The 22,206-nt window shown below is 62.8% G+C and carries 17 protein-coding genes and 4 pseudogenes; 7 read left to right on the forward strand and 14 right to left on the reverse strand.

What is annotated here, in order from left to right:
* Positions 1-214 precede the first annotated feature (214 nt).
* From ACPFMA_RS27275 to ACPFMA_RS27305, 7 genes are all read left to right on the forward strand, one after another.
* A complete protein-coding gene (locus ACPFMA_RS27275) occupies positions 215-1,456 on the forward strand; it encodes an SfnB family sulfur acquisition oxidoreductase (RefSeq protein ID WP_009396001.1) in 1,242 nt (413 codons plus the stop codon).
* Positions 1,457-1,478: 22 nt separating this feature from the next.
* On the forward strand, positions 1,479-2,684 hold the full coding sequence (locus ACPFMA_RS27280) for an SfnB family sulfur acquisition oxidoreductase (protein ID WP_425929334.1): 1,206 nt from the start codon (positions 1,479-1,481) through the stop codon (positions 2,682-2,684).
* The gene (locus tag ACPFMA_RS27285; protein WP_425929336.1) at positions 2,684-4,084 is read left to right on the forward strand and encodes an LLM class flavin-dependent oxidoreductase; all 1,401 of its coding nucleotides are present in this window, start codon (positions 2,684-2,686) and stop codon (positions 4,082-4,084) included. Before ACPFMA_RS27280 ends, ACPFMA_RS27285 begins: the two co-directional genes overlap by 1 nt.
* On the forward strand, positions 4,077-4,880 hold the full coding sequence (locus ACPFMA_RS27290; protein WP_420058820.1) for a MetQ/NlpA family ABC transporter substrate-binding protein: 804 nt from the start codon (positions 4,077-4,079) through the stop codon (positions 4,878-4,880). The genes ACPFMA_RS27285 and ACPFMA_RS27290 overlap by 8 nt, the downstream gene beginning before the upstream one ends.
* A 1-nt stretch (position 4,881) precedes the next feature.
* Positions 4,882-5,997, forward strand: a complete 1,116-nt coding sequence (locus ACPFMA_RS27295) for a methionine ABC transporter ATP-binding protein (RefSeq protein WP_420058821.1) — start codon at positions 4,882-4,884, stop codon at positions 5,995-5,997.
* On the forward strand, positions 5,987-6,631 hold the full coding sequence (locus ACPFMA_RS27300) for a methionine ABC transporter permease (RefSeq protein ID WP_279900833.1): 645 nt from the start codon (positions 5,987-5,989) through the stop codon (positions 6,629-6,631). The genes ACPFMA_RS27295 and ACPFMA_RS27300 overlap by 11 nt, the downstream gene beginning before the upstream one ends.
* A 194-nt stretch (positions 6,632-6,825) precedes the next feature.
* Entirely contained in the window at positions 6,826-7,290 is a 465-nt protein-coding gene (locus tag ACPFMA_RS27305; RefSeq protein ID WP_081263222.1) for an REP-associated tyrosine transposase, read from the forward strand.
* A 91-nt stretch (positions 7,291-7,381) separates the two neighbouring features.
* On the opposite strand, the gene ACPFMA_RS27310 is transcribed toward ACPFMA_RS27305, so the two are convergent.
* The 14 genes and pseudogenes from ACPFMA_RS27310 to ACPFMA_RS27375 all read right to left on the reverse strand — a co-directional run bounded on the left by ACPFMA_RS27310 (position 7,382) and on the right by ACPFMA_RS27375 (position 22,203).
* Positions 7,382-10,432, reverse strand: coding sequence for an efflux RND transporter permease subunit (locus ACPFMA_RS27310; protein ID WP_064303793.1), 3,051 nt, complete (start codon positions 10,430-10,432; stop codon positions 7,382-7,384).
* A complete protein-coding gene (locus ACPFMA_RS27315; RefSeq protein ID WP_425929340.1) occupies positions 10,429-11,496 on the reverse strand; it encodes an efflux RND transporter periplasmic adaptor subunit in 1,068 nt (355 codons plus the stop codon). The genes ACPFMA_RS27310 and ACPFMA_RS27315 overlap by 4 nt, the downstream gene beginning before the upstream one ends.
* Entirely contained in the window at positions 11,493-12,584 is a 1,092-nt protein-coding gene (locus ACPFMA_RS27320; RefSeq protein WP_425929342.1) for an efflux RND transporter periplasmic adaptor subunit, read from the reverse strand. Before ACPFMA_RS27320 ends, ACPFMA_RS27315 begins: the two co-directional genes overlap by 4 nt.
* 616 nt (positions 12,585-13,200) lie before the next feature.
* A pseudogene (locus ACPFMA_RS27325) lies at positions 13,201-13,407 on the reverse strand (RHS repeat-associated core domain-containing protein); the annotation flags it as partial.
* Positions 13,408-13,936: 529 nt separating this feature from the next.
* Positions 13,937-14,161, reverse strand: a pseudogene (locus ACPFMA_RS27330) (RHS repeat-associated core domain-containing protein); the annotation flags it as partial.
* 144 nt (positions 14,162-14,305) lie between these two features.
* Entirely contained in the window at positions 14,306-15,190 is an 885-nt protein-coding gene (locus ACPFMA_RS27335; RefSeq protein ID WP_009395985.1) for a transporter substrate-binding domain-containing protein, read from the reverse strand.
* Complete coding sequence (locus ACPFMA_RS27340) at positions 15,187-15,960, reverse strand: amino acid ABC transporter ATP-binding protein (protein WP_064303790.1); 774 nt, start codon at positions 15,958-15,960, stop codon at positions 15,187-15,189. Before ACPFMA_RS27340 ends, ACPFMA_RS27335 begins: the two co-directional genes overlap by 4 nt.
* On the reverse strand, positions 15,957-16,616 hold the full coding sequence (locus ACPFMA_RS27345; protein ID WP_009395983.1) for an amino acid ABC transporter permease: 660 nt from the start codon (positions 16,614-16,616) through the stop codon (positions 15,957-15,959). Before ACPFMA_RS27345 ends, ACPFMA_RS27340 begins: the two co-directional genes overlap by 4 nt.
* Complete coding sequence (locus tag ACPFMA_RS27350) at positions 16,597-17,262, reverse strand: amino acid ABC transporter permease (RefSeq protein WP_064303788.1); 666 nt, start codon at positions 17,260-17,262, stop codon at positions 16,597-16,599. Before ACPFMA_RS27350 ends, ACPFMA_RS27345 begins: the two co-directional genes overlap by 20 nt.
* Before the next feature lie 257 nt (positions 17,263-17,519).
* Positions 17,520-18,371 carry an RHS repeat-associated core domain-containing protein gene (locus ACPFMA_RS27355; RefSeq protein ID WP_425929346.1) on the reverse strand — a complete coding sequence of 284 codons (852 nt, stop codon included), beginning with the start codon at positions 18,369-18,371 and terminating at the stop codon, positions 17,520-17,522.
* Between the two features lie 146 nt (positions 18,372-18,517).
* A complete protein-coding gene (locus tag ACPFMA_RS27360) occupies positions 18,518-19,402 on the reverse strand; it encodes an RHS repeat-associated core domain-containing protein (protein WP_425929348.1) in 885 nt (294 codons plus the stop codon).
* A 562-nt stretch (positions 19,403-19,964) separates the two neighbouring features.
* Positions 19,965-20,159: pseudogene (locus ACPFMA_RS27365) on the reverse strand (RHS repeat-associated core domain-containing protein); the annotation flags it as partial.
* A gap of 868 nt (positions 20,160-21,027) precedes the next feature.
* Positions 21,028-21,237: pseudogene (locus tag ACPFMA_RS27370) on the reverse strand (RHS repeat-associated core domain-containing protein); the annotation flags it as partial.
* Positions 21,238-21,417: 180 nt separating this feature from the next.
* Positions 21,418-22,203 carry a MetQ/NlpA family ABC transporter substrate-binding protein gene (locus ACPFMA_RS27375; protein ID WP_009394008.1) on the reverse strand — a complete coding sequence of 262 codons (786 nt, stop codon included), beginning with the start codon at positions 22,201-22,203 and terminating at the stop codon, positions 21,418-21,420.
* Between the last annotated feature and the right edge of the window lie 3 nt (positions 22,204-22,206).

Genomic DNA, 22,206 nt, shown 5'->3' on the forward strand with positions numbered 1-22,206 from the left:
TTACGGTGGTGGATTCACTGACGCAATCGCGGGTGAACCCGCTCCCACAAGCTCCGCGGCGCTGTTGAATCTGTGTTGCTCCAGCAACAACCCGCTGTCTATTCATATTCCCAATCGTTAGTTCAAATATTTTTTATACACGATTACGGTATATGCACCGGACCACCGGACCCCAACGCTTTTCTGTCGAGTTCCCAGAAGATGAGGTCAGGTCATGTCCAATCTCGCCACTACCACCGTCCATAGCGATCTGGACACCGCGCCGCTGCTGTTGCCCGCCAAGGTCCTGCGCAGCGACGCCGAGGCCATCCAGGCCGCCCACGAACTGGCCGCCATCGCCCGCCCCCAGGCCGGCAAGCGCGACCAGCAACGCAAGCTGCCCTGGGCCGAGGTCGAGCAGTTCACCCGCAGCGGCCTGGGCAGCATCAGCATTCCCCGTGAATACGGCGGACCAGGGCTGTCGTTCGCCGCCCTGGCCGAAGTGTTCCGCATCGTCAGCGCCGCCGATCCGGCGCTGGGGCAGATCCCGCAGAACCAGGTCGGTATCCTGCAACTGATCCGCGGTGCCGCCACCGAACAGCAGAAAGAAGTGCTGTTCCAGTCCGTGCTGGACGGCTGGCGCATCGGCAACGCCGGCCCCGAGCGCGGCACGAAAAACACCCTGGAACTCAAGGCTCGCATCACCCGTCAGGGCGACGGCTATGTCATCAGCGGCCAGAAGTTCTACTCCACCGGCGCCCTGTTCGCCCATTGGGTGGCGGTCAAGGCGCTGAACGACGAAGGGCGCCAGGTCATGGCCTTCGTCCGCCGCGGCAGCCCGGGGCTGCGCATCGTCGATGACTGGTCCGGCTTCGGCCAGCGCACCACTGCCAGCGGCACCGTGCTGCTGAACGAAGTGCCGGTAGAGGCCGATCTGGTGATCGAGAACTGGCGCATCGGCGCTACCCCGAATATCCAGGGCGCCGTGTCCCAGCTGATCCAGGCCGCCATCGACGCGGGGATCGCCGAAGCGGCCATCGAGGACACCATCGCCTTCGTCCGTGAGCGCGCCCGCCCGTGGATCGATGCCGGCGTCGAGCGGGCCAGCGACGACCCCTACGTGATCGCCGATGTCGGCCGCCTCAAGCTCGAACTGCATGCCGCCAATGCCCTGCTGGCCAAGGCCGCCAAAGTACTGGACGAGGTGGATGCCGCCCCGGTGACCGTCGAATCCGCCGCCCGTGCCTCCATCGCCGTGGCCGAGGCCAAGGTGCTGACCACCGAGATTTCCCTGCTTGCCAGCGAGAAGCTGCTGGAGCTGTCCGGCAGCCGCGCGACCCTGGCCGAATTCAACCTCGACCGCCACTGGCGCAACGCCCGGGTGCACACCCTGCACGACCCGGTGCGCTGGAAGTACCACGCCGTCGGCGCCTACCACCTCAACGGCACCCTGCCTGCCCGGCACTCCTGGATTTGACCAGACCACTGGAGCCCCTTCGATGAGCCATGTTTCCCTTCCGCACCACGATGTGCCGGTGATCGCCGACGACGCCCAGGCACTCGCCATTGCCGAGCAGATCGCCGGTGCCTTGCAACAGGACAGCGTCCTGCGCGACCGTGAACGCCGCCTGCCCCATGCCGAACTGGAGCTGTTCTCGCGCTCCGGGCTGTGGGGCATCAGCGTGCCCAAGGCCTACGGCGGCGCGGGCGTATCCAACGTCACCCTGGCGAAAGTCATCGCCCGCATCGCCCAGGCCGACAGCTCCCTGGGGCAGATTCCGCAAAACCATTTCTACGCCCTCGAAGTGCTGCGGGTGAACGGCAGCGAAGCGCAGAAGCAGCGGCTCTACGCCGAGGTGCTGGCCGGTGTGCGCTTCGGCAACGCCCTCGCCGAACTGGGCACGAAAACCGCCCATGACCGCACCACCCGCCTGACCCGCGACGGCGAGCAATTGCGTATCAACGGTCGCAAGTTCTATGCAACCGGCGCCATCTACGCCCAGCGCATCCCTACCTCGGTAGGCGATGAAAGCGGCGTGCAGCAGTTGGCCTTCGTGCCCGCCGACAGTGCCGGCCTCAAGGTGATCGACGACTGGAGCGGCTTCGGCCAGCGCACCACCGGCAGCGGCTCGGTGGTGTTCGACAACGTGCCGGTCGATGCCGACGACGTGGTGCCCTTCCAGAGCGCCTTCGAGCGGCCGACACCGGTCGGCCCGCTGGCACAGATCCTCCACGCCGCCATCGACACCGGCATCGCCCGCGCCGCCTACGAGGACGCCCTGCACTTCGTGCGCACCCGTACGCGCCCGTGGATCGACTCGGGCAACGACAAGGCCAGCGAAGACCCGCTGACCCTGAAATCCTTCGGCCACCTGGCAATCCGCCTGCATGCCGCCGAAGCCCTGCTGGAACGTGCCGGCGAATTCCTCGACCGCGCCCAGGCCGAACCGAATGCCGACAGCGTGGCCGCCGCGTCCATCGCCGTGGCCGAGGCCCGCGCCATCAGTACCGAGATCTCCCTGGCCGCCGGCAGCACCCTGTTCGAACTGGCGGGTAGCCAGGCCACCCTCGCCGAGCACGGCCTCGACCGCCACTGGCGCAACGCACGCACCCATACCCTGCACGACCCGGTGCGCTGGAAATACCACGCCATCGGCAACTACTACCTGAACGAGCAGAACCCACCGCTGCGGGGGACCATCTGATGGCGAAGAAGAAGATCCTGCTCAACGCCTTCAACATGAACTGCGTCGGGCATATCAATCACGGCCTGTGGACCCACCCGCGGGACACCTCGAGCCAGTACAAGACGATCGAATACTGGACCGAGCTGGCGAAGCTGCTGGAGCGCGGGCTGTTCGACGGCCTGTTCCTGGCCGATATCGTCGGCGTCTACGACGTCTACCAGCAGTCGGTGGAGGTGCCGCTGAAGGAGTCGATCCAGTTGCCGGTCAACGACCCGCTGCTGCTGGTCTCGGCCATGGCGGCAGTAACCCGCAACCTTGGTTTCGGCCTGACCGCCAACCTCACCTACGAGCCGCCCTACCTGTTCGCCCGGCGTCTTTCCACCCTCGACCACCTGAGTCGTGGCCGGATCGGCTGGAATATCGTCACCGGCTACCTCGACAGCGCGGCCAAGGCCATGGGCCTGGACGAGCAGCCCGAGCATGACCGGCGCTACGACCAGGCCGACGAGTACCTGGAAGTGCTCTACAAGCTGTGGGAAGGCAGCTGGGAAGACGGCGCGGTCGTCGAGGACCGGCAGCAGCGGGTCTACGCCCGGCCCGACAAGGTGCACAAGGTTCGCCATCACGGCGAGTTCTACAAGGTCGAGGGCTACCACCTGTGCGAGCCCTCGCCGCAACGCACGCCGGTGCTGTTCCAGGCCGGCGCTTCCGAGCGTGGCCTGGGCTTCGCCGGGCAGCACGCCGAGTGCGTGTTCATCAGTGGCCAGACCAAGGCCGCGACCCGCGCCCAGGTCGACAAGGTGCGTGCCGCCGCCGTGGCCGCCGGGCGCGATCCGCAGGCGATCAAGGTATTCATGGGCATCACGGTGATCGTCGCCGACAGCGAAGAACAGGCCCGGGCCAAGCATGCCGACTACCTGCGCCATGCCAGCGCCGAAGCCGGCGTTGCGCATTTCTCCAGCTCCACCGGCATCGATTTCTCCGCGTACGAACTGGACGAACCGATCCAGTACGTCAAAAGCAACGCCATCCAGTCGGCAACGAAGAACCTGCAAAGCAACGACTGGACCCGCCGGCGCCTGCTCGACCAGCACGCCCTGGGCGGACGCTACATCACCCTGGTCGGCTCGCCCGGGCAGGTTGCCGACGAGCTGGAAAGCTGGGTCGCCGAGACCGGCCTGGACGGCTTCAACCTCGCCCGCACCGTGACCCCGGAAAGCTACGAGGACTTCATCGACCTGGTCATTCCCGAGCTGCAAAAACGTGGCTCGTACAAGACCGCCTACGACAACGGCAGCCTGCGGGAAAAACTCTTCCCCGCCGGCACGGCGCACCTGCCCGCCGAACACCCCGGCGCCCGCTATCGCCATTCGCACACCACCACCGCCCAGCAGAACGGAGCGCTCCAGCATGCTTAAGACCCTTATCGGCCGCCCCGTCGCGGCCCTCGCCCTGTCCCTCGGCCTGATCGGCGCCAGCCACGCCGCCGATGCCCTGAAAGTCGGCACCACCGCAGCCTTTGCCGTACCACTGGAAGCCGCGGTCAGCGAAGCCAGGAAGCAGGGGCTGGACGTGGAGCTGATCGAATTCAGCGACTGGATCGCACCGAACGTCAGCCTCAATGCCGGCGATATCGACGTTAACTACTTCCAGCACATCCCCTTCCTGGAAAACGCCAAGGCCGCCGCCGGCTTCGACCTGGTGCCCTATGCACCGGGGATCATCAACAACGTCGGCCTGTACTCGAAGAAGTACAAGAGCTTCGACGAGCTGCCGCAAGGCGCCACCGTGGCCATCGCCAACGACCCGATCAACAGCGGGCGCGGCCTGCAACTGCTGGCCAAGGCCGGGTTGATCACCCTCAAGGACGGTGTCGGCTACAAGGCCACCGAAGAAGACATCATCGCCAACCCGAAGAAGATCAAGATCCTTCAGGTCGAAGCCGTGCAACTGGTGCGCGCCTACGATGATGCCGACCTGGTGCAGGGTTACCCGCACTACATCCGCCTGGCCAAGACCTTCGATGCCGAATCCGCGCTGCTGTTCGACGGCATCGACCATAAGGAATACGTGATCCAGTTCGTGATCAAGCCCAAGAGCAAGGACGACCCGCGCCTGGCGAAGTTCATCGACATCTACCAGCACTCGCCGGTAGTCCGCGCGGCACTCGACAAGGCCCACGGCAAGCTCTACCAGCCGGGCTGGGAGAGCTGAGATGGGTATCGCCAACGCCCGCGTGGCGCTGGATGCGCCGCCGCTCGAAGCGGTGCGCCGGGTGCTGCACCCGGAGCTGAACAGCGCCCATGTACGCTTCATCGGCCTGCACAAGACCTACCCGGGGCAGGATGCCCCGGCCCTGGCCGATATCGACCTGACCATCCAGCACGGCGAGATCTTCGGCATCATCGGCCGCAGCGGTGCCGGCAAGTCGTCGCTGATCCGCACCATCAACCGCCTGGAGCAGCCCAGCGGCGGGCGGGTACTGATCGACCAGGTGGATATCGCCGGGTATGACGAGGACCAGCTGGTCGCCCTGCGCCGGCGCATCGGCATGATCTTCCAGCACTTCAACCTGATGTCGGCCAAGACCGTCTGGCAGAACGTCGAGCTGCCGCTGAAGGTCGCCGGCGTGCCCAAGGCCGAGCGACGGCGCAAGGTGGAAGCGCTGCTGGAGCTGGTCGGCTTGCAGGAAAAGCATCACGTCTACCCGGCGCAGTTGTCCGGCGGACAGAAGCAGCGTGTGGGGATTGCCCGGGCGCTGGTGCATGACCCGGCGATCCTGCTGTGCGACGAAGCGACCTCGGCCCTGGATCCGGAAACCACCGAATCGATTCTCGGGCTGCTGCGGGATATCAATCGGCGGCTGGGGCTGACCATCGTCCTGATTACCCATGAGATGGCGGTGATTCGCGACATCTGCCACCGCGTGGTGGTGCTGGAGCGCGGGCGGGTGGTCGAGCAGGGCGAAGTCTGGGAAGTCTTCGGCGACCCTCGGCACGACGTCAGTCGCACCTTGCTCGCGCCATTGCAGCCAGCCCTGCCGCCGTCGCTGCTGGAGCGCTTGCTGCCCACGGCCCCGGATGCAAACGCGGCACTGGTGCTGCGCTTGCGCATCAGCGGCCAGGACCGCGAGGCACCGGACCTGGCCGCGTTGTTCGCAGCGCTGGGTGGCAAGGTCAGCCTGTTGCAGGGCGGGATCGAACCGATCCAGGACCGGGCCTTGGGGCAGTTGGTGGTGTCGGTTTCCGGCTCGCCGCACGCGCACGAGGCGATTATCGAACGTGCCCGTCACTGGGCCGCGCAGGTGGAGGTGCTGGGCTATGTGGTTTGATCGCTTGTTGCAGGGGGTGATCGACACCCTGCTGATGGTCGGCGTGTCGTCGCTGATCGCCTTGCTGGTCGGGATTCCGCTGGCGGTGATCCTGGTCACCAGCGGCAAGGGCGGGATCTTCGAAGCACCCACTGTAAACCGCGTGCTGGGCGCGTTCGTCAACCTGTTCCGCTCGATTCCGTTCCTGATCCTGATGGTGGCGCTGATTCCCTTTACCCGGCTGATCGTCGGCACCACCTATGGCGTCTGGGCTGCGGTGGTGCCGCTGACCATCGCGGCAACGCCGTTCTTCGCACGGATTGCCGAGGTGAGCCTGCGCGAGGTCGATCACGGCCTGATCGAAGCGGCGCAGGCGATGGGTTGCCGGCGTTGGCATATCGTCTGGCATGTGCTGTTGCCAGAGGCGCTGCCGGGGATCGTCGGCGGCTTCACCATCACCCTGGTGACCATGATCAACTCCTCCGCCATGGCCGGAGCCATCGGTGCCGGCGGGTTGGGAGACATTGCCTACCGCTACGGCTACCAGCGCTTCGACAGCCAGATCATGTTGACGGTGATCGTCATGCTGGTGGTGCTGGTGGCGTTGATCCAGGTGAGTGGGGATCGGTTGGCGCGCAGGTTGAACAAGCGCTGATCTTGAAGCGACGCGCACCCCTGTGGGAGCGGGTTCACCCGCGATTACGTCAGTGACGCCACCACCGTAGTCGCGGGTGAGCCCGCTCCCACAGTGTCCGCGATCCGCTTCCAGACATGTGGTGAATCACACGCCTGGTGTCACAGAAAGAAGGGTTTACTACCTTGAAAGTTTCGACTTTCAAGGGCTCCACCATGTCCTATCCTGCTTCCAAGCGCTTGCGCATTGGCCGTTACTCTGAACCTGGACGGTTTTATTTTCTCACTTGTTCTGTAGAAAACCGGGAGCCTCTATTCCAAGACCTGTGGCTCGCCCGTGCCGTCGTGCGACAGTTTCGTCTGGCACAGGAAGAGGGCGCTGGCACCTCGCTTGCCTGGGTGGTGATGCCCGATCACATCCACTGGCTGGTCGAACTACACGAGACACCGCTGGATGTTCTGATGAGGCGTTTCAAATCCCGCAGTGCCTATGCCATCAACCGACTTCGACAGACCCGCGGACGAATATGGCAGGCAGGGTTTTATGATTTTGCACTCCGACGGGAAGACAACACTCGGGATGTGGCCCGGTACATCATTGCCAATCCGATCAGGGCGGGGTTAGTGGAGAAAGTCAGGGATTATCCACACTGGGATGCCGTGTGGGTCGCAGGAGGTTGATTCAACGCGTCTACCCTGTGGGAGCGGGTTCACCCGCGATTGCGGTAGTGAATCCACCATAGCAATCGCGGGTGAACCCGCTCCCACAAGGTTATGCGGTGTGCTCCGGCTCCTTGATCCTGTACCACGCCACATACAACGCCGGCAGGAACAGCAGCGTCAGCAAGGTGGCGACGATGATCCCGCCGATCATGGCGTAGGCCATCGGCCCCCAGAATACTTCGCGGGCGATGGGGATCATGCCCAGGCTCGCCGCCGCCGCCGTGAGCAGGATCGGCCGGCGCCGGTGGTTGGTGGCCTCCACCACCGCATCCCATGGCGTGTACCCCTGCGCTTCGTATTCGTCGATCTGCGTCACCAGGATCACCGAGTTGCGGATGATGATGCCGATCAGCGCGAGAATCCCGAGGATCGCCACGAAGCCCATGGGCGTGCCCGTCGGCACCAGCGCCAGGACCACGCCGATCAACCCCAGCGGCGCGACGCTGGCAACCAGGAACAGCTTCTGCACGCTGTGCAACTGGATCATCAGGAAGGTCGCCATGAGGAACAGCATCAGCGGGATCACCTTGCTGATCGGCCCTTGGGCCTTGGCGCTCTCCTCCACCGTACCACCGGTGGCGACTTCGTAGCCTGCCGGCAGCTTGCTGGCGAACTCGTCGATCTTAGGCTTGAGCTGCGCCACCAGGTCGGTGGGCTGGATTTCGTCCCGCACCGAGGCCTTGATGGTGATGGTCGGCTTGCGGTCCCGGCGCCAGACCAGCGGCTGCTCCAGCTCGTAACGCACCGTGGCGAATGCCAGCAGCGGGATCGAAGTGCCATTGGGGGTGACGATCTGCAGGTTCTGCAAGGTCTGCGGCGAACCCCGCTCGCTGTCCTCGGCCCGCGCTACCACATCGATCAGGTAGATGCTGTCATTCACTTCGGTAACCGGCGCGCCGCTGACGATGGCCTGCATCACGTTGGCCACGTCCTCCGACGAAAGGCCGAGCTGGCGCGCCTTGTCCTGGGCGATGTCCACCCGCAGCACCTTACCCGGCTCGTTCCAGTCGTAGATCATGTCGCCGATATGCGGGTTGCTGTCGAGCAGGGTCGCCAGGTCGATCGCGTGCTTGCGCACCAGGTCGATGTCCTTGCCGCTGACCCGGTACTGGATCGGCCGCCCCACCGGCGGGCCCATTTCCAGCGACTGGACGTTGCTGCCGATACCGATGAAGTCATCGCGCAAACGCTTCTGCAGCCGCGCCTTGAGCGCCTCACGCGACTCCAGGCCCTTGCTCACCACCACCAGTTGCGCGTAGTACGGGTTCTGCAACTGCTGGTCGAGCGGCAGGTAGAAACGCACCGCACCCTGGCCGATATAGGAGCTCCAGTGGACCACGTCCGGGTCGTCCTTGAGGGTGGCTTCGAGGCGATCCACCGCCTTGCGTGTCTCGGCGATCGAGGCGTTCTGTGGCAGGTTGAGGTCCACCAGCAATTCCGGACGGTCCGACGCCGGGAAGAACTGGTTCTGCACGAAACGGAAGCAGAAGATCGACAGGGCGAAGATCAGCACCGTGCCGACGATGGTCAGCCAGCGATGGCGCATGCACCAGACCAGGCCGCCATGGAAGGCATTGGCCAGGCGTCCGGGCTTTTCCTCGTGCTTCTTGAGCTTGGTGCTCAACAGGTGCACGCCCAGTACCGGGGCGAACAGCACCGCGACGATCCACGAGACAATCAGCGCCACGGCGATCACCGCGAACAGGGTAAAGGTGTACTCCCCCGCCGAGCTGGCATTGAGGCCGATGGGCACGAAGCCGGCCACGGTGACCAGGGTCCCGGTGAGCATCGGGAAGGCGGTGGAGGTGTAGGCGAAGGTCGCCGCCTGGTCCTTGCTTTCGCCCATTTCCAGGCGGGTGACCATCACCTCCACGGTGATCATGGCATCGTCCACCAGCAGGCCGAGGGCAATGATCAGGGCGCCGAGGGAGATCCGCTGCATGGTGATGCCGCTGTATTCCATGAAGACGAAGACCATCGCCAGCACCAGCGGGATCGAGCAGGCCACCACCAGACCGGCGCGCAGGCCGAGGCTGACGAAGCTCACCAGCAGCACGATCACCACCGCCTCGAACAGCGCACTGGTGAAGCCGCCGACCGCCTCCTTCACCACCACCGCCTGGTCGGACACGGTGTAAACGCCAACGCCCACCGGCAGCTCGGTGATGAGCTGGTCCATGCGATCCTGCAATTGCTTGCCGAACACCTGCATGTTGCCGCCGGCCTTCATGCCGATGGCCAGGCCGATGGCGTCATGCCCGTTGTAGCGGAACTGCACCGTCGGCGGATCGACGTAGCCACGACGGATTTCGGCTATATCGGCCAGGCGATAGAAGCGATCGTCGAGGCGCAGGTTGACCTCGGCCAGATCCTTTTCCGAGGCGAACTGGCCGCTGGTGCGCACGGAAATCCGCTCCGGCCCGGCTTCGATCACCCCCGCCGGGGTCACCGCATTCTGTGCCTGCAGGGCCTGGACCACTTGCCGCTGGTCGATGCCCAGCGCCGCCAGCTTGCGGGTGGAGAAGTTGAGGTAGAGCACTTCGTCCTGGGTGCCGATCATCTCGATCTTGCCCAGGTTGGGCACGGTGCGGATCTCGGCACGGACCTGTTCCACATAATCGCGCAGCTCGCGCATGCTCAGGCCGTCGGCGGTGAAGGCGTAGATCGAACCGTAGACGTCGCCGAACTCGTCGTTGAACCCCGGGCCCTGGATGCCCTGGGGGAACTCGCCGCGGATGTCCTGGACCTTCTTGCGCACCTGGTACCAGATCTGCGGAATGTCCTCGGCCTTGGTGGTGTCGCGCAGGTACACGTAGACCGTCGATTCGCCCGGCCGGGTGTAGCTTTTCACGTAGTCGAGAGAGTCCAGTTCCTCGAGCTTCTTTTCGATGCGGTCGGTGACCTGCAACAGGGTTTCGTCCTGGGTCGCGCCGGGCCAGCGCGTCTGGATGACCATGGTCTTGATGGTGAAGGACGGGTCTTCCTCACGCCCCAGGTTCAGATAGGAAAACACCCCCATCAACAGGGCAACGAACATCAGGTACCAGACGAACGATTGATGGCGCAGGGCCCATTCGGAGAGGTTGAAGCTTCCTTTCATCGCGTCCCTTCCTCATCGACCATGACCTTCTGCCCCGGCTTGAGGCTGTTCACCCCGGCAGTAACGACCCGCTCGCCGGGCTGCACCCCCGACGCCAGCAATACCGAATCCTGTCCTCGTTGCAGCACCTGAACCTCCCGCGGATTCACCACTTTCTGCCGGGTATCGACGATCCACACCTGGCTCTTGCCTTCGACTTCCTGCAGGGCGCTGGCCGGAATCTCGCTGCGCGGATTCACTGCCGAACTCAGGCTGACGCTGATCGAGGTGCCGAGGCGGAAGGCCTCCGGGGTTTCCCGCAGGGTCAGGCGCGCACGCCGGGTGCGGGTGCTGGCATCGGCCTGGGGTTCGATCTCACGTACCACCGCACTGGTATGAATGCTGTTGTCGAGTTGCGCCATCACGGTGAATTCAACGCCCTGGGCCAGGTCATCGGCGAGGTAGGTGGGCAGGTCGATCACCGCCTCCCTGACGTCCGGGCGGGCCAGGGTGACCACCGCCTGCCCCGCCGCCACGGTCTGCCCGGCCTCGGCCTGCCAGTCGGTCACCACGGCAGCGTGATCGCTGCGCAATTCCGCGTAGCCGAGCTGGTCCCTGGCCTGCTGCACCGCCGCCCGGGCCTGCTCGCGGCTGGCAGCGGTGGTTTTCAGGTCGGTCTGGGCGATGTCCAGTTGCGCCTGGGCGCCGACACCGCGGTCGTACAGTTGCTGCTGGCGACGGGCATTGGCCTGGGCGTTGATCCACTGCGCCTCGATCTTCGCCAAGTCGCCTTCGGCGGCGCGCAACTGGTTGCGCTGGTCGGTGGGGTCAAGGCTCGCCAGCACGTCGCCCGCCTTCACCGTGGCGCCGACATCGACCCAGCGCCGCGCGATGCGTCCGCCCACGCGAAAGCCCAGGGTACTTTCATAGCGGGCCTGGATAGTGCCCGCAAAACGCCCGAGGTCGAGTGCATCCTGGGTCTTCACCTCGGCCGACAGCACCGGGCGGATCGGCTCGGGCTTTTCTTTCTCACCGCCGCAGGCCACCAGCAACAGGCAGCCCGCCAGCATCACGGATGTTCTCATTGACCCAACCCTGCCTTGGCCTCATCGACGACTTCCACCTGCATGCCGGGGTGCAGCAACTGGGCGCCGAGCACCACCACCTGCTGGCCGGCCTCAAGGCCCTCGCTGATCACTACTTCGCCGGTCAGGTAACGCCCGACCTTGACCTTCTGCAGGCGCACCTTGCTGTCCTCCTCCACCAGCCATACCGCCGGCTCGCGCAGTTCCTTGGTCAGCGCCGACCAGGGCAGCTCGATGCCCGGCTTGCCCTGGGCATTGCCGGCGGCACTGACCGCCGAACCGAGGTCCATGCCCGGCGGTACCTTGTCCAGGGCGATCTTGATCTGCACCGTGCCGCTCTGGGCGGACACCGTCGGGGTGATCTCGCGCACATGCCCGGTGGCCTGCACCTTGGGGTCGTCGATCAGGCTGACGGTGATCGCCTGCTCGCTCTCCGGCGCCAGCAGCAACGATTCATAGACATTGAACACCGCGTCACGCCCGCCATCCCGGGCCAGGCTGAAGATCGGCACCGTGGCCTGGACCACCTGGCCGACCTCGGCCTGGCGCTCGGTGATGACCCCGGCGGCATCGGCCACCAGCGCGGTGTAGCTCAGCTGCTCCTTGGCGTTGGCCAGTTGCGCCTCGGCGGCTTTCAGGGCGCTCTGGCTGCTGCGCAGTGCGGCCTGGGCCGAGTCGTACTCGCTCTGGCTGGTGTAGCCCTTGGGCAGGAGTTTCTGCTGGCGCACGAAGGCCGCCGAGCTTTGCGTCACCCGCGCACGCGCGGCCAGCACCTCGGCATTGGCCGAATCGACATTGGTTTGCAGGTCCTTGGGGTCCAGGCGCGCCAGCACCTGGTTGGCCTTGACGTGATCGCCCACGTCGACGCTGCGGGAAATGATCTTGCCGCCCACCCGGAACGACAGGTCGCTATGTACCTGGGCCTGAACATCACCGGTGAGGGTGACCCGCGGGGAGAAATCGCCAGTCTCGACCTTCTGCACCGTCACGCGCGGATGCTGCGGCTCTTCGGCCGGCTTGTCGCGGCAACCCGTCAACCCCAGCGCCAGCCCCAGGAAAATCAACGAACAAGAACGCGACAACTTCATGCGGGCTCCTTTGCATGGGCCGGTTCGGAGGGGAATGTGATTAATGCGATTGTTAGCGTAGATCAGGCTTTGATTACTGCCCACGCAACAATGAGAACTCTCTTACAGAGCCCTGAGGTAAATCAGTCAACCGCGGGGGGTGATTGGTTCAATTGGCTATTGGCGTCGAGGTCCGGCACCCATGGAGTCAGCGCGAGGTATCGCGAATCCCCAGCACGCGGTTGACTTTGCGTACCGCAAATTTGCGCAGCCGTTCCATCTTGCCCGCCTTGGGCGGATGCAGCACCAGGCCCGCCTGGTAGAACCTGGTGCCGTCCGAAGTGGTCAGGAATGGTGTCTTATCGGTCGGATACAACATCGTAACGGGCGGCTCGTCAGGCGCTTTCGGCTCTTCGACGGGTTTGTCGGATCCGGGATCAGGCACTTTGCTTTTCCGTGCTTCCTTGGTGCGCTGGGCAAGCGCCGCAAGTTCGTCAAGCGAGGAAAGACTGTCGGAGCGGCTCACTCTTTTCCCGTTCACGTAATGCTCATGGTAAGGCGGAGTAAACACCCCGCCTTTCGGCATTGGGGCCATCTTATGGGTGGGATACCCGCTGCGCTTTGACGCGTAAAGCAAAAGCGCCGACAGAGGAGCATGCCCGTCGGGATCGATCCTGTTGACAGGATCACCCAGGCAATACCCATAGGCATTCAAGCCACCGCGCTCGAAAGGGCTCTTGCTGTCCGGCGCGTTGAAGCGCATGAGCACCGGGTTATAGGCGCGGTAGCCGAGACCCAGCAGGTAATGGCCGGTGCGGGGCTCGATGCGCTCGCCATTGAACCCGAGGCTTGCGGCGGGCGGTACCGAGCCCGACAGTGAAGCTATCAATCTGTCCATCAGCTTGATCTCATAACCATCCGTCTGGATTCATTTCCGAATCATTCGTGCGGATCACGTTGCGAACGCTACCTACACGATCGACGTTCCTTTTGTTGGGCTTGCCAGGGTTTTGCCCTAAGCGAGCGCTCTTGCTCCGTGTTGATTCCCGAGGGACCAAACGGCTATCGATCCACGCCTGTGTCCGTGCGCCTTGTGCGGACTCTGCCTGTGGGTTCGGGTGAATACGCACCCCCTGACTCGATAGATGTACGGGCCCGTCTTCCACGGCATCTGCAGGATCAATACTCCGGGACGACGATGCTGGTGAATCTGGAGGCTCAGGTAGTTTTCTCCCCCGCATGGACGCAACCGGATGTTTAGCTTTGCTAGTTGTTCCCAAGGCATTCGCCCCACCCGAAGACGGCACGGGAGGCAACGCTTTTGGAGGAGTGGTCTTGGAAAATGGTCTGAAGAGTTTTCTAAACTGCGTCATCAACCAACCCGCTCGTCCATCAGGATCCAGCAGATTGACCGGATCCCCCAGGCAATAGGCATAGCCATTCAACCCACCCCGGGCAAAAGGGCTCAGCGCGTCGGGGTTGTTGAAGTGCATCAGCACCGGGTTATAGGCGCGGTAGCCGCTTCCGAGCAGGTAGTGACCGGTGCGGGGCTCGAGGAGTTGGCCATTGAAGCCTGACCACCCGCCTCCGGCATTGCGCTGGGTACGAGGACGAGGCGGTTCGGTCGGCGTGGACATGGTCGGTGCCTGAAGCGGATACATACGCCACAGGATAAAGACCCGAGGCCTGCCGCGAACCTGACAGAACTATCAGGTTCGACGAGCGGCAGGCCCCGGCGGGTATCAACCCTGCCACTTGCCCCCTTCGACGATCACGCTTTCCGGCTTGGTGTCGTCGCTCAGTTCCTTGCGCACGTACTGGTCATACAGCTTGTGCAGGAATTTCTCCTCGCCCAGGCGCGCCAGCTCGGCGTTGACCCAGTCGCGCAGTTCGATGTTGCCTTTCTTCACCGCCGGGGCGATCGGTGCTTCTTCGCCGAGGAACTCCGGAAGCACGCGGTAGCCCGGGTTCTGCTTGGACCAGCTGAACAGGATCAGGTTGTCCTGCGCGTAGGCATCACCACGGCCATTGGCCAGGGCCTGCAGCGACTCGCTGTTCTTTTCGAACTTGAGCAGTTTCCAGTCCGGATGGTTCTTGGTCAGCCAGATATCGGCGGTGGTGCCGGTGGTGACGATGGTGGTCTTGTCGGCCAGGTCATCGAGCTTCTTCACGCTGCTGCCATCGGCCACCAGTGCCTGCACCGCAACGCGCAGGTTGGGGTTGGTGAATTCCACCGCCTCCTTGCGCTCCGGGGTGACGGTCATGTTGGCCAGGATCAGATCGACCTTGTCGCTTTGCAGGAAGGGAATGCGGCTGGCCGGCTCGACCGCAACGAATTCCACCTTGTTCTCGTCGCCCAGCAGCGACTTGGCGAAGGCGCGACCGATATCGGTATCAAAGCCGACATAGCGGCCGGTTTCATCGACGAAGCCGAACGGCGGCTTGTCGGTGAATACGCCGACGATCAGCTTGTCCCGGGCCTTGATGGTGTCCAGGTAGCTGGCGGTGGCCGGGGCCGGCGCGGCGGCGGTCGCGGTTTTCGGCGCTTCGGCGGCCTTGTCGCAGCCAGCCAGCAGGGCCAGGCCGAACAGTGAAAGCAGGAGCTTGGACGTCTTGGCAGTTTTCATATCAGTTCCTTTTGAGGTTTCTCGGGCAGGCTTTCGACATAGGAGAATTTCTCCAGGAACTGCTGCGCGCGTGCGGTCTGCGGGTTCGTAAAGAAGCTCTCGGGGGAGCGTTGTTCAAGGATCCTGCCGGCTTCCATGAACACGATGCGGTCGGCCACCGCGCGGGCGAAGGCCATTTCGTGGGTGACGATGAGCAGGGTCATGCCGTCCCGGGCCAGGCCCTGGATCACCTGTAGCACTTCCTTGACCATTTCCGGATCGAGGGCGGCGGTCACCTCGTCGAACAGCATCACCCGCGGGTTCATGCACAGCGAGCGGACGATGGCGATACGTTGCTGCTGGCCGCCGGACAGCTGGCGCGGATAGGCATCACGCTTGTCCAGCAGGCCGACCCGGGCCAGCAGCGCCTCGGCCTGGGCCACGGCCTCGGCGCGCTGGCGCTTCTGCACCTTGAGCGGGCCGAGCAGCAGGTTGTCGAGCACGGTCATATGGCCGAACAGGTGGTAGCTCTGGAACACCATGCCGACCTGCTGTCGGATCTCGCGCCAGTCGGTCTTCGGGTCGAGCAGTTCGCGCCCCTCCAGTTTCAGGCTGCCGCCGTGGGCGGATTCCAGGCCATTGAGGCAGCGCAGCAAGGTGCTTTTGCCGCAGCCGCTCGGCCCGAGGATGACCACCACTTCGCCGGCCCGTACCGACAGGTCGATGTCGTTGAGCACCCGGTGCTCGCCGAAGAACTTGTTGAAACCCTTGAACTCGATCAATGCGCTCATGCGTGCGTCCAGCGCCGCTCCAGCGCGCGGGAAGCGGCCGACAGCGGGTAACAGATAAAGAAGAAGAACAGGAACAGCGCGCCGTAGATCAGCACCGACTCATAGGTGCGCTCGATGATCTGCTGGCCGACCTTGATCACATCCACCACACCGATCAGCACCGCCAGCGAGCTGGTCTTGATGATCCGCGTGTAGACGTTGATGGTTGGCGGGGTCATGCGCTTCAGGGCCTGGGGCAGCAACACGTAGCCGTACAACTGCCAGCCGGACAGGCCGATGGACAACCCCGCCTCGCGTTGGCCACGGGGCAGCGACAGCAACGCGCCGCGCACCACCTCGCCCACTTCGCTGGCGCCCCACAAGGCCAGCACCAGCACCGCGCACCAGAAGCTTGGCAGGCTGACACCGAGGAAGATCGGCAAGCCGAAGAACAGCAGGTACAGCCAGACCAGCACCGGGATGGCGCGGAACAGCTCCAGGTAGATGCGCAGGACGATGTTCACCCCGTGCTTGCCTAGCGTCGCCAGCACGCCATAGAGCACGCCGCCGAGGGTTGCGAACAGAATTCCCAGCCCTGAGATCGCCAGGGTTTGCGCGGCGCCCTTGCCCAGTTGCGGCAGGGACACCAGCAACAGCTCAAGACCCGAACTGGCCATGTTGCAGCCTCCGTTCCAGGCGGCTCAACAGCAGCGATAGCGGAAGGAACAGCAGGATGCAGATCAGCGTCATCACTGCGAGCATTTCGTAGGTCTTGTAGTACAGGGCGATATAGCTCTTGGTGGTGTAGAGAATCTCCGGCACCGCCACCGCCGAAACCACGGTGGTTTCCTTGAGCAGGAAGATGAAGTTGGCGAACAGCGCCGGCAGGCTCAGCAGGCCGGCCTGGGGCAGGATCACATGGCGCAGCAGCTGCAGTTCGGAAAGGCCGATGGAGCGGCCAGACTCCAGTTGCGCTGCCGGTACCGCCTCGACACCGGCCCGCAGGACCTCGGTGAGGTAGGCGCCGCCGAGGAAGGTCATGGTGATGATGGCGGCAGCGAAACCGGAAATCTTCACGCCCAGGGCGGGCAGGGCGAAATACACGAAGAACAGCTGGATCAACAGCGGTGTATTGCGCGCCAGCTCCACGTAGAGGGCGACCAGGCGGTGCAGAACGGGGATACGGTAAAGCAGGATCGGCGCATTGATCAGCGCCACCACCAGCGAGGTGGCGATGGCAATCAGGCCCACCTGCAGGGTAACGCCCACGGCCTTGAGAAAAGCCGGGAGCGTGCTGAGGATGAACGCGAAATCGAAGGTCATGAACTGGTCTTTCCCGGACCGGCCCGGGGTAGACGGGCGCTTGCTGACTTGGGGCGAGGCGGGTAGCCTCCGTAGGAAAGACTCTAAGGGTATAAAAATAAATTTTTAAATACCGTTATCGAATATGTATAGCACTCAAATCGCGCCCTTACCGCGCCCCCCCAGTGAGACCGGACTCACCCGCGATACGTCCGGTGAATTCACTATCTTGATCGCGGGTAAACCTGGACGGTCCAAGCGCTTGGCAGCATGAACGGCTAGCGCAGGTAGCGGTAAATACCCTGGAGAAACTGGCGCAAGTTCGGGTCCTGGCTCGAGAGAGGCTCTATCAGCCCGTAATCCCGTAATATATTGTAATCCCCCCTTTGGAACGCTGCGTCTCGCATCAGCCCATGAGGACGCTGATCACGCATTGGCATCATTTCATTCATGATCCTGCGAAAAGATGTTACGCCACCGCGCTCCTTGACTATCACGTCAACCGCCGCGTCGTTCCTCTGCTTGATCGCTTTCCTCAACTTCCTCTCATTTCTCAACGAAAGTTGGTTTACACGGCGCACCCGGGATGTGCTGAGCCGAGGAGATCGCCGGGGTTGAGCCACTGGAGAACGCTCGCGGACAGGTGGGAACCCAGGCGACAATGCGCCCGTATTGGAGCCGGGTTCATGTCCCGCAGACAAGTTCAAGGGCTCCTGCTGCTCCGGTACAGACAGCAACCTGTCGGATCGCGATGCGATCTGTGTCGCCGAGGGCTGGACAGTGGCTCGTCTGGAAAGATCGAGAAGTACACCGGGACTTGAATGGCGGGCTATATGCACAGTCGGCGCGGGTAGATACGTCCTTTGACGCCACATACCCGGCAAGATCGGCACGTGACCGCTAGGGTCGGCAAGATTGACAGGGTCCCCCTCGCAGTAAGCGTAGGCATTGAGCCCACCCGCCCCGAACGGGCTCCAGCTGTCCGGCTGGATGAAGATCATCAACAACGGGCTGTAGGCACGATAACCTTTGCCCAAAAGACAGTGACCGGTCCACGACTCGAACAACTCGCCATTGAAAGCGAGCGAAGCCTTGGGCAGATGCCGTGTGCCCGGTTTTTTCATCGTCATGATCCATCACCTGACTGGAGAATGGCCCAAGCGTATAACAATGTGGCTGCGTTCATAACTGGTAGAAGTGTCAGGTCGCGTCGACTTCACGTTGAAGTGCTGTTCATTGCACGACTGAAACATGGCAGGCAGAAATTTCCATCTGTTTAAGCCGGCCAGAAATAGTTACGCAGCGCCCGATAGAAAACCATATCGCGCTGATCACTTCTAAGTGCATTATTCTCCAGCCATGTGAGATGCCATGTTTGAAGCGTGATCCGCCCATGTGCACGACGTGTATGATTACGCACGCCCTCTGTAAGCGGTAGATTCGCATACAACTCCTGCAAAACCGCTGTTCTTCTTTCGTAATTGCCAGCAGCAAGGTCTTGGATACCCGCCGCGTTTCTTGAATCAATCATGTCGGGGATTGCCTTCGCTATGTGTTCTTTCATCTCCTGCCTCGCGACTTTATGCTTCTCTATCTGTCTCCTGTAACTGGCGGTACCCAAGCGCTTCCTGCGTACGTTCGAAGATGCCAAGGCCGGACTCGATGGAGAGGACAGATGCGAAGGTTGGGGCGAAGGAGCTGTGGAACGAGAAGGCGAAACGGGAGCCGAAGCAAGACCTACCGGCGACCCCACCGCGACCACGGGCGGTATCGTCGCGGGTTCTCCAATGAAATCCGCGAGGTATCGGGAGGCTTGTGCACTCGCAGTGAAAGGGCTGCCGGGTCGGCTGCCATAAGGGCTGAAAGCCGGCGCCTTGAATCCGCCATTCAACCGCATCGGGCCCAGGAATGGCATATGGCCGGTAGGATCGGCAGCATTGACCGGATCCCCCTTGCAATAAGCATAGGCATTGAGCCCACCCGCCCCGAACGGGCTCCAGCTGTCCGGCTGGATGAAGATCATCAACAACGGGCTGAACACCCGGTAACCGTTGCCCAGGAAATAAACGCCTGTGGATGACTCGAGCAATTCGCCATTGAACGCCAGCCGTGCCGAAGGCGAACCTCCAGGGGCTGGCCTGTGCTGAACCGGGCTATTCATTTCTTCTCAGCTTCGCGATTGCCCGCTCGAGCATTGTTCGAGCCAACCGTTTCGCAGATTCGTCGGACACTTCAAGACCATACAACCGGCGTACTGCATCTTTCATGGCACGCGTCGTCTGTTGCGAAGTCCCAGGCTGCGGCGGGCTCGAACCCTGGCCATTATTGCCTTGCATCGAAGGGCCGATAGCCACGGGGGCAGCACTGCCCTGGGGCGTGCCCGCCTCTGCACCGGGGTTTGGTGCTCGGGAAACCGACACATGCTGTTGCACGGGTGATGGCGGCATCACCTGAAACGATGCGACTGAAGCGGGGGATGGCGGCGGAGTGACCGGAGGGAGCGTCCAGGCCTCAGGCGTAACCGCTTCCGGCACCCTGTCGGACGAAGGCACCTGCACAGGCACATCAGCAACGTTTCGCCCATTTGCTCGGCTGCTACCACCTGCGACAGCAGCAGGAACCGGCACCCTTGGCATCGTTGGCGTCCTGCGCAGTGAATGACTTTGTGGCGAAATCCTCGCTAACGGCCATGATCGGTTGGGAGGCAAGCCACCTCCCCAGGGAAAATGACCGGAAGAATCACGATAATTGACCGGATCGCCAACGCAATAACAGTAAGGGTTGAGCCCACCAGCCCCGAACGGGCTCCAGCTGTCCGGCTGGCTGAAGATCATCAGCACCGGGCTGAAAGCGCGGTAGCCGCTGCCTAGCAGGTAATGGCCGGTGCCGGGCTCGAACAGCTCGCCGTTGAAACCGAGCAAGGTCTTTAGCGTATGCATGATGCCCTGGCCTCTCACCGTTAGGTTCCCCGAAATGGAGATTCGCCCAAGCGTATAACAGCGTGGCTGCGTCCATAACTGGCAGAACTATCAGGTACGGCCTGCCAGGAAAAAAGTGGGGCCGCATTGCGGCCCTACCTCGGTTCAGCTTGACCGACGTATCAGAGCACCGGCAGCACCGCCCTGCTGTATCTCTTCTCGACGGAAGCCCCTAATCGTTGCGACGACTTCTACGATTCTGCTCCCTAAAACTGTTTCGCAAACGTACATAGAATCGCGCTTTTCTAATAGCGCCGTTAAGCATGGCTTGATCTGCCAGCTTCGAGAGATCAGTTTGTTTGATTTGTGGCGCTAGCTCCCTTGTGGCGTACTGGGGCCTAGGCTCGCCCGGGCGCCGCAGCAATTGCCAGTGCAGCTCCTTTAAAACGGGAATTCTGCTGAATTTTTCTTTGGACAGGCGAATGATACCCCTTGCGTCGTAAGCGGGAACCATGCGTTCAATCTCCTGCTCAAGGCGCCGGTAATCGACGTCGTGACGATGAGACGCCCGTACGCCCCCAGATGGTCCTGCGCTTCCCGCGGGAGTGGGCGACGCTGAACTCGGTTGAGGGGCCGCAGGTGCAGTTCCAGTCAGGATAGGAGGAGGCGAAAACCTTGCCGAGGGCCAGACAGGCTCAGGCGATACCCTCCCCGCAGACGAGCCGGGCACCGGATGTGACGCAAGACCCGCAAGGATTTCAGCGACCTCACTTCCCGACAGTTCAGGGAGAACGGCCGGTATGTTATAGCGGGGAGGGGACGGCGGCCCACTCACGCGAGCGGACGGAAACAAGAGACGAAACGGCATATGGCCAGTCGGATCGGCGGCATTGACCGGATCCCCCTCGCAATAAGCATAGGCATTGAGCCCACCTGCCCCGAACGGGCTCCAGCTGTCCGGCTGGATGAAGATCATCAGCACCGGGCTATAGGCGCGATAACCGTTGCCGAGCAGGTAGTGGCCGGTCATGCATTCCAGCAGCTCGCCATTGAAGCCAATGCGCCCAGATTGCCTACATGAGGGTTGTGCGGCGTCAGTTGAGGGGGCCATCGCTTATCTCTCCGGCATCCGTCAGGAAATGCCACGGATTGTATAACCCCACCCATCAGCCCGTAACTGACAGAACTATCAGGTGCCGCAGAACAAGAAAGACCGCCTCGACGGCGGTCTTTCAGTAACGGACAGTGCTGTGGCGAATCAGAATGCCGGCAGTACCGCACCGCTGTACTTCTTCTCGATGAAAGTCTTAACCTCGGGTGAAGTCAGGGCCTTGGCCAGTTTCTGGATGGCGTCGCTGTCCTTGTTGTCCGGGCGGGCTACCAGGAAGTTGACGTAAGGCGAGTCGCTGCCTTCGATCACCAGCGCGTCTTTCGCCGGGTTGAGGCCGGCTTCCAGGGCATAGTTGGTGTTGATCATGTCCAGGTCGACCTGGTCCAGCACACGCGGGAGCATGGCCGATTCCAGTTCGCGGAATTTCAGCTTCTTCGGGTTCTCGGCGATGTCTTTCGGGGTGGCCAGGGCGTTCTTCGGATCCTTCAGGGTGATCAGGCCAGCCTTCTGCAGGAGCAACAGGGCGCGGCCGCTGTTGCTGCCCTCGTTCGGGATGGCGACGGTGGCGCCTTCCTTCAGCTCGGACAGGCTCTTCACTTTCTTCGAGTAGCCACCGAACGGCTCGACATGCACGCCGATCACGGTTTCCAGGTGGGTGCCCTTGCCTTCGTTGAAGTTCTTCAGGTACGGCAGGGTCTGGAAGTAGTTGGCGTCCAGACGCTTCTGGTCAACCTGGACGTTGGGCTGCACGTAGTCGGTGAAGACCTTGATTTCCAGGTCCACGCCTTCCTTGGCCAGGGTCGGCTTGATCAGTTCAAGAATCTCGGCATGGGGAACCGGGGTGGCGGCCACCACCAGTTTCTCGCCTGCCTGGGCAAACCCGGCGACCGTCAGCGCAGCGGCCAGGGCAGAGAACAACAGAGCCTTCTTCATGTG

It is taken from the genome of Pseudomonas sp. NyZ201 (assembly GCF_049860765.1).
GTDB classification, from domain to species: domain Bacteria; phylum Pseudomonadota; class Gammaproteobacteria; order Pseudomonadales; family Pseudomonadaceae; genus Aquipseudomonas; species Aquipseudomonas bharatica.

Bases quoted from the DNA above. Each gene is read 5' to 3' on its own strand.
- ACPFMA_RS27350 (WP_064303788.1), bottom strand. From the start codon at position 17,262: ATGACCTTCGATTTCGCGTTCATCCTCAGCACGCTCCCGGCTTTTCTC.
- ACPFMA_RS27285 (WP_425929336.1), top strand. From the start codon at position 2,684: ATGGCGAAGAAGAAGATCCTGCTCAACGCCTTCAACATGAACTGCGTC.
- ACPFMA_RS27335 (WP_009395985.1), bottom strand. From the start codon at position 15,190: ATGAAAACTGCCAAGACGTCCAAGCTCCTGCTTTCACTGTTCGGCCTG.
- ACPFMA_RS27375 (WP_009394008.1), bottom strand. From the start codon at position 22,203: ATGAAGAAGGCTCTGTTGTTCTCTGCCCTGGCCGCTGCGCTGACGGTC.
- ACPFMA_RS27360 (WP_425929348.1), bottom strand. From the start codon at position 19,402: ATGAATAGCCCGGTTCAGCACAGGCCAGCCCCTGGAGGTTCGCCTTCG.
- ACPFMA_RS27290 (WP_420058820.1), top strand. From the start codon at position 4,077: ATGCTTAAGACCCTTATCGGCCGCCCCGTCGCGGCCCTCGCCCTGTCC.
- ACPFMA_RS27305 (WP_081263222.1), top strand. From the start codon at position 6,826: ATGTCCTATCCTGCTTCCAAGCGCTTGCGCATTGGCCGTTACTCTGAA.
- ACPFMA_RS27345 (WP_009395983.1), bottom strand. From the start codon at position 16,616: ATGGCCAGTTCGGGTCTTGAGCTGTTGCTGGTGTCCCTGCCGCAACTG.
- ACPFMA_RS27295 (WP_420058821.1), top strand. From the start codon at position 4,882: ATGGGTATCGCCAACGCCCGCGTGGCGCTGGATGCGCCGCCGCTCGAA.
- ACPFMA_RS27315 (WP_425929340.1), bottom strand. From the start codon at position 11,496: ATGAGAACATCCGTGATGCTGGCGGGCTGCCTGTTGCTGGTGGCCTGC.
- ACPFMA_RS27320 (WP_425929342.1), bottom strand. From the start codon at position 12,584: ATGAAGTTGTCGCGTTCTTGTTCGTTGATTTTCCTGGGGCTGGCGCTG.
- ACPFMA_RS27275 (WP_009396001.1), top strand. From the start codon at position 215: ATGTCCAATCTCGCCACTACCACCGTCCATAGCGATCTGGACACCGCG.
- ACPFMA_RS27310 (WP_064303793.1), bottom strand. From the start codon at position 10,432: ATGAAAGGAAGCTTCAACCTCTCCGAATGGGCCCTGCGCCATCAATCG.
- ACPFMA_RS27340 (WP_064303790.1), bottom strand. From the start codon at position 15,960: ATGAGCGCATTGATCGAGTTCAAGGGTTTCAACAAGTTCTTCGGCGAG.
- ACPFMA_RS27280 (WP_425929334.1), top strand. From the start codon at position 1,479: ATGAGCCATGTTTCCCTTCCGCACCACGATGTGCCGGTGATCGCCGAC.
- ACPFMA_RS27355 (WP_425929346.1), bottom strand. From the start codon at position 18,371: ATGACGATGAAAAAACCGGGCACACGGCATCTGCCCAAGGCTTCGCTC.
- ACPFMA_RS27300 (WP_279900833.1), top strand. From the start codon at position 5,987: ATGTGGTTTGATCGCTTGTTGCAGGGGGTGATCGACACCCTGCTGATG.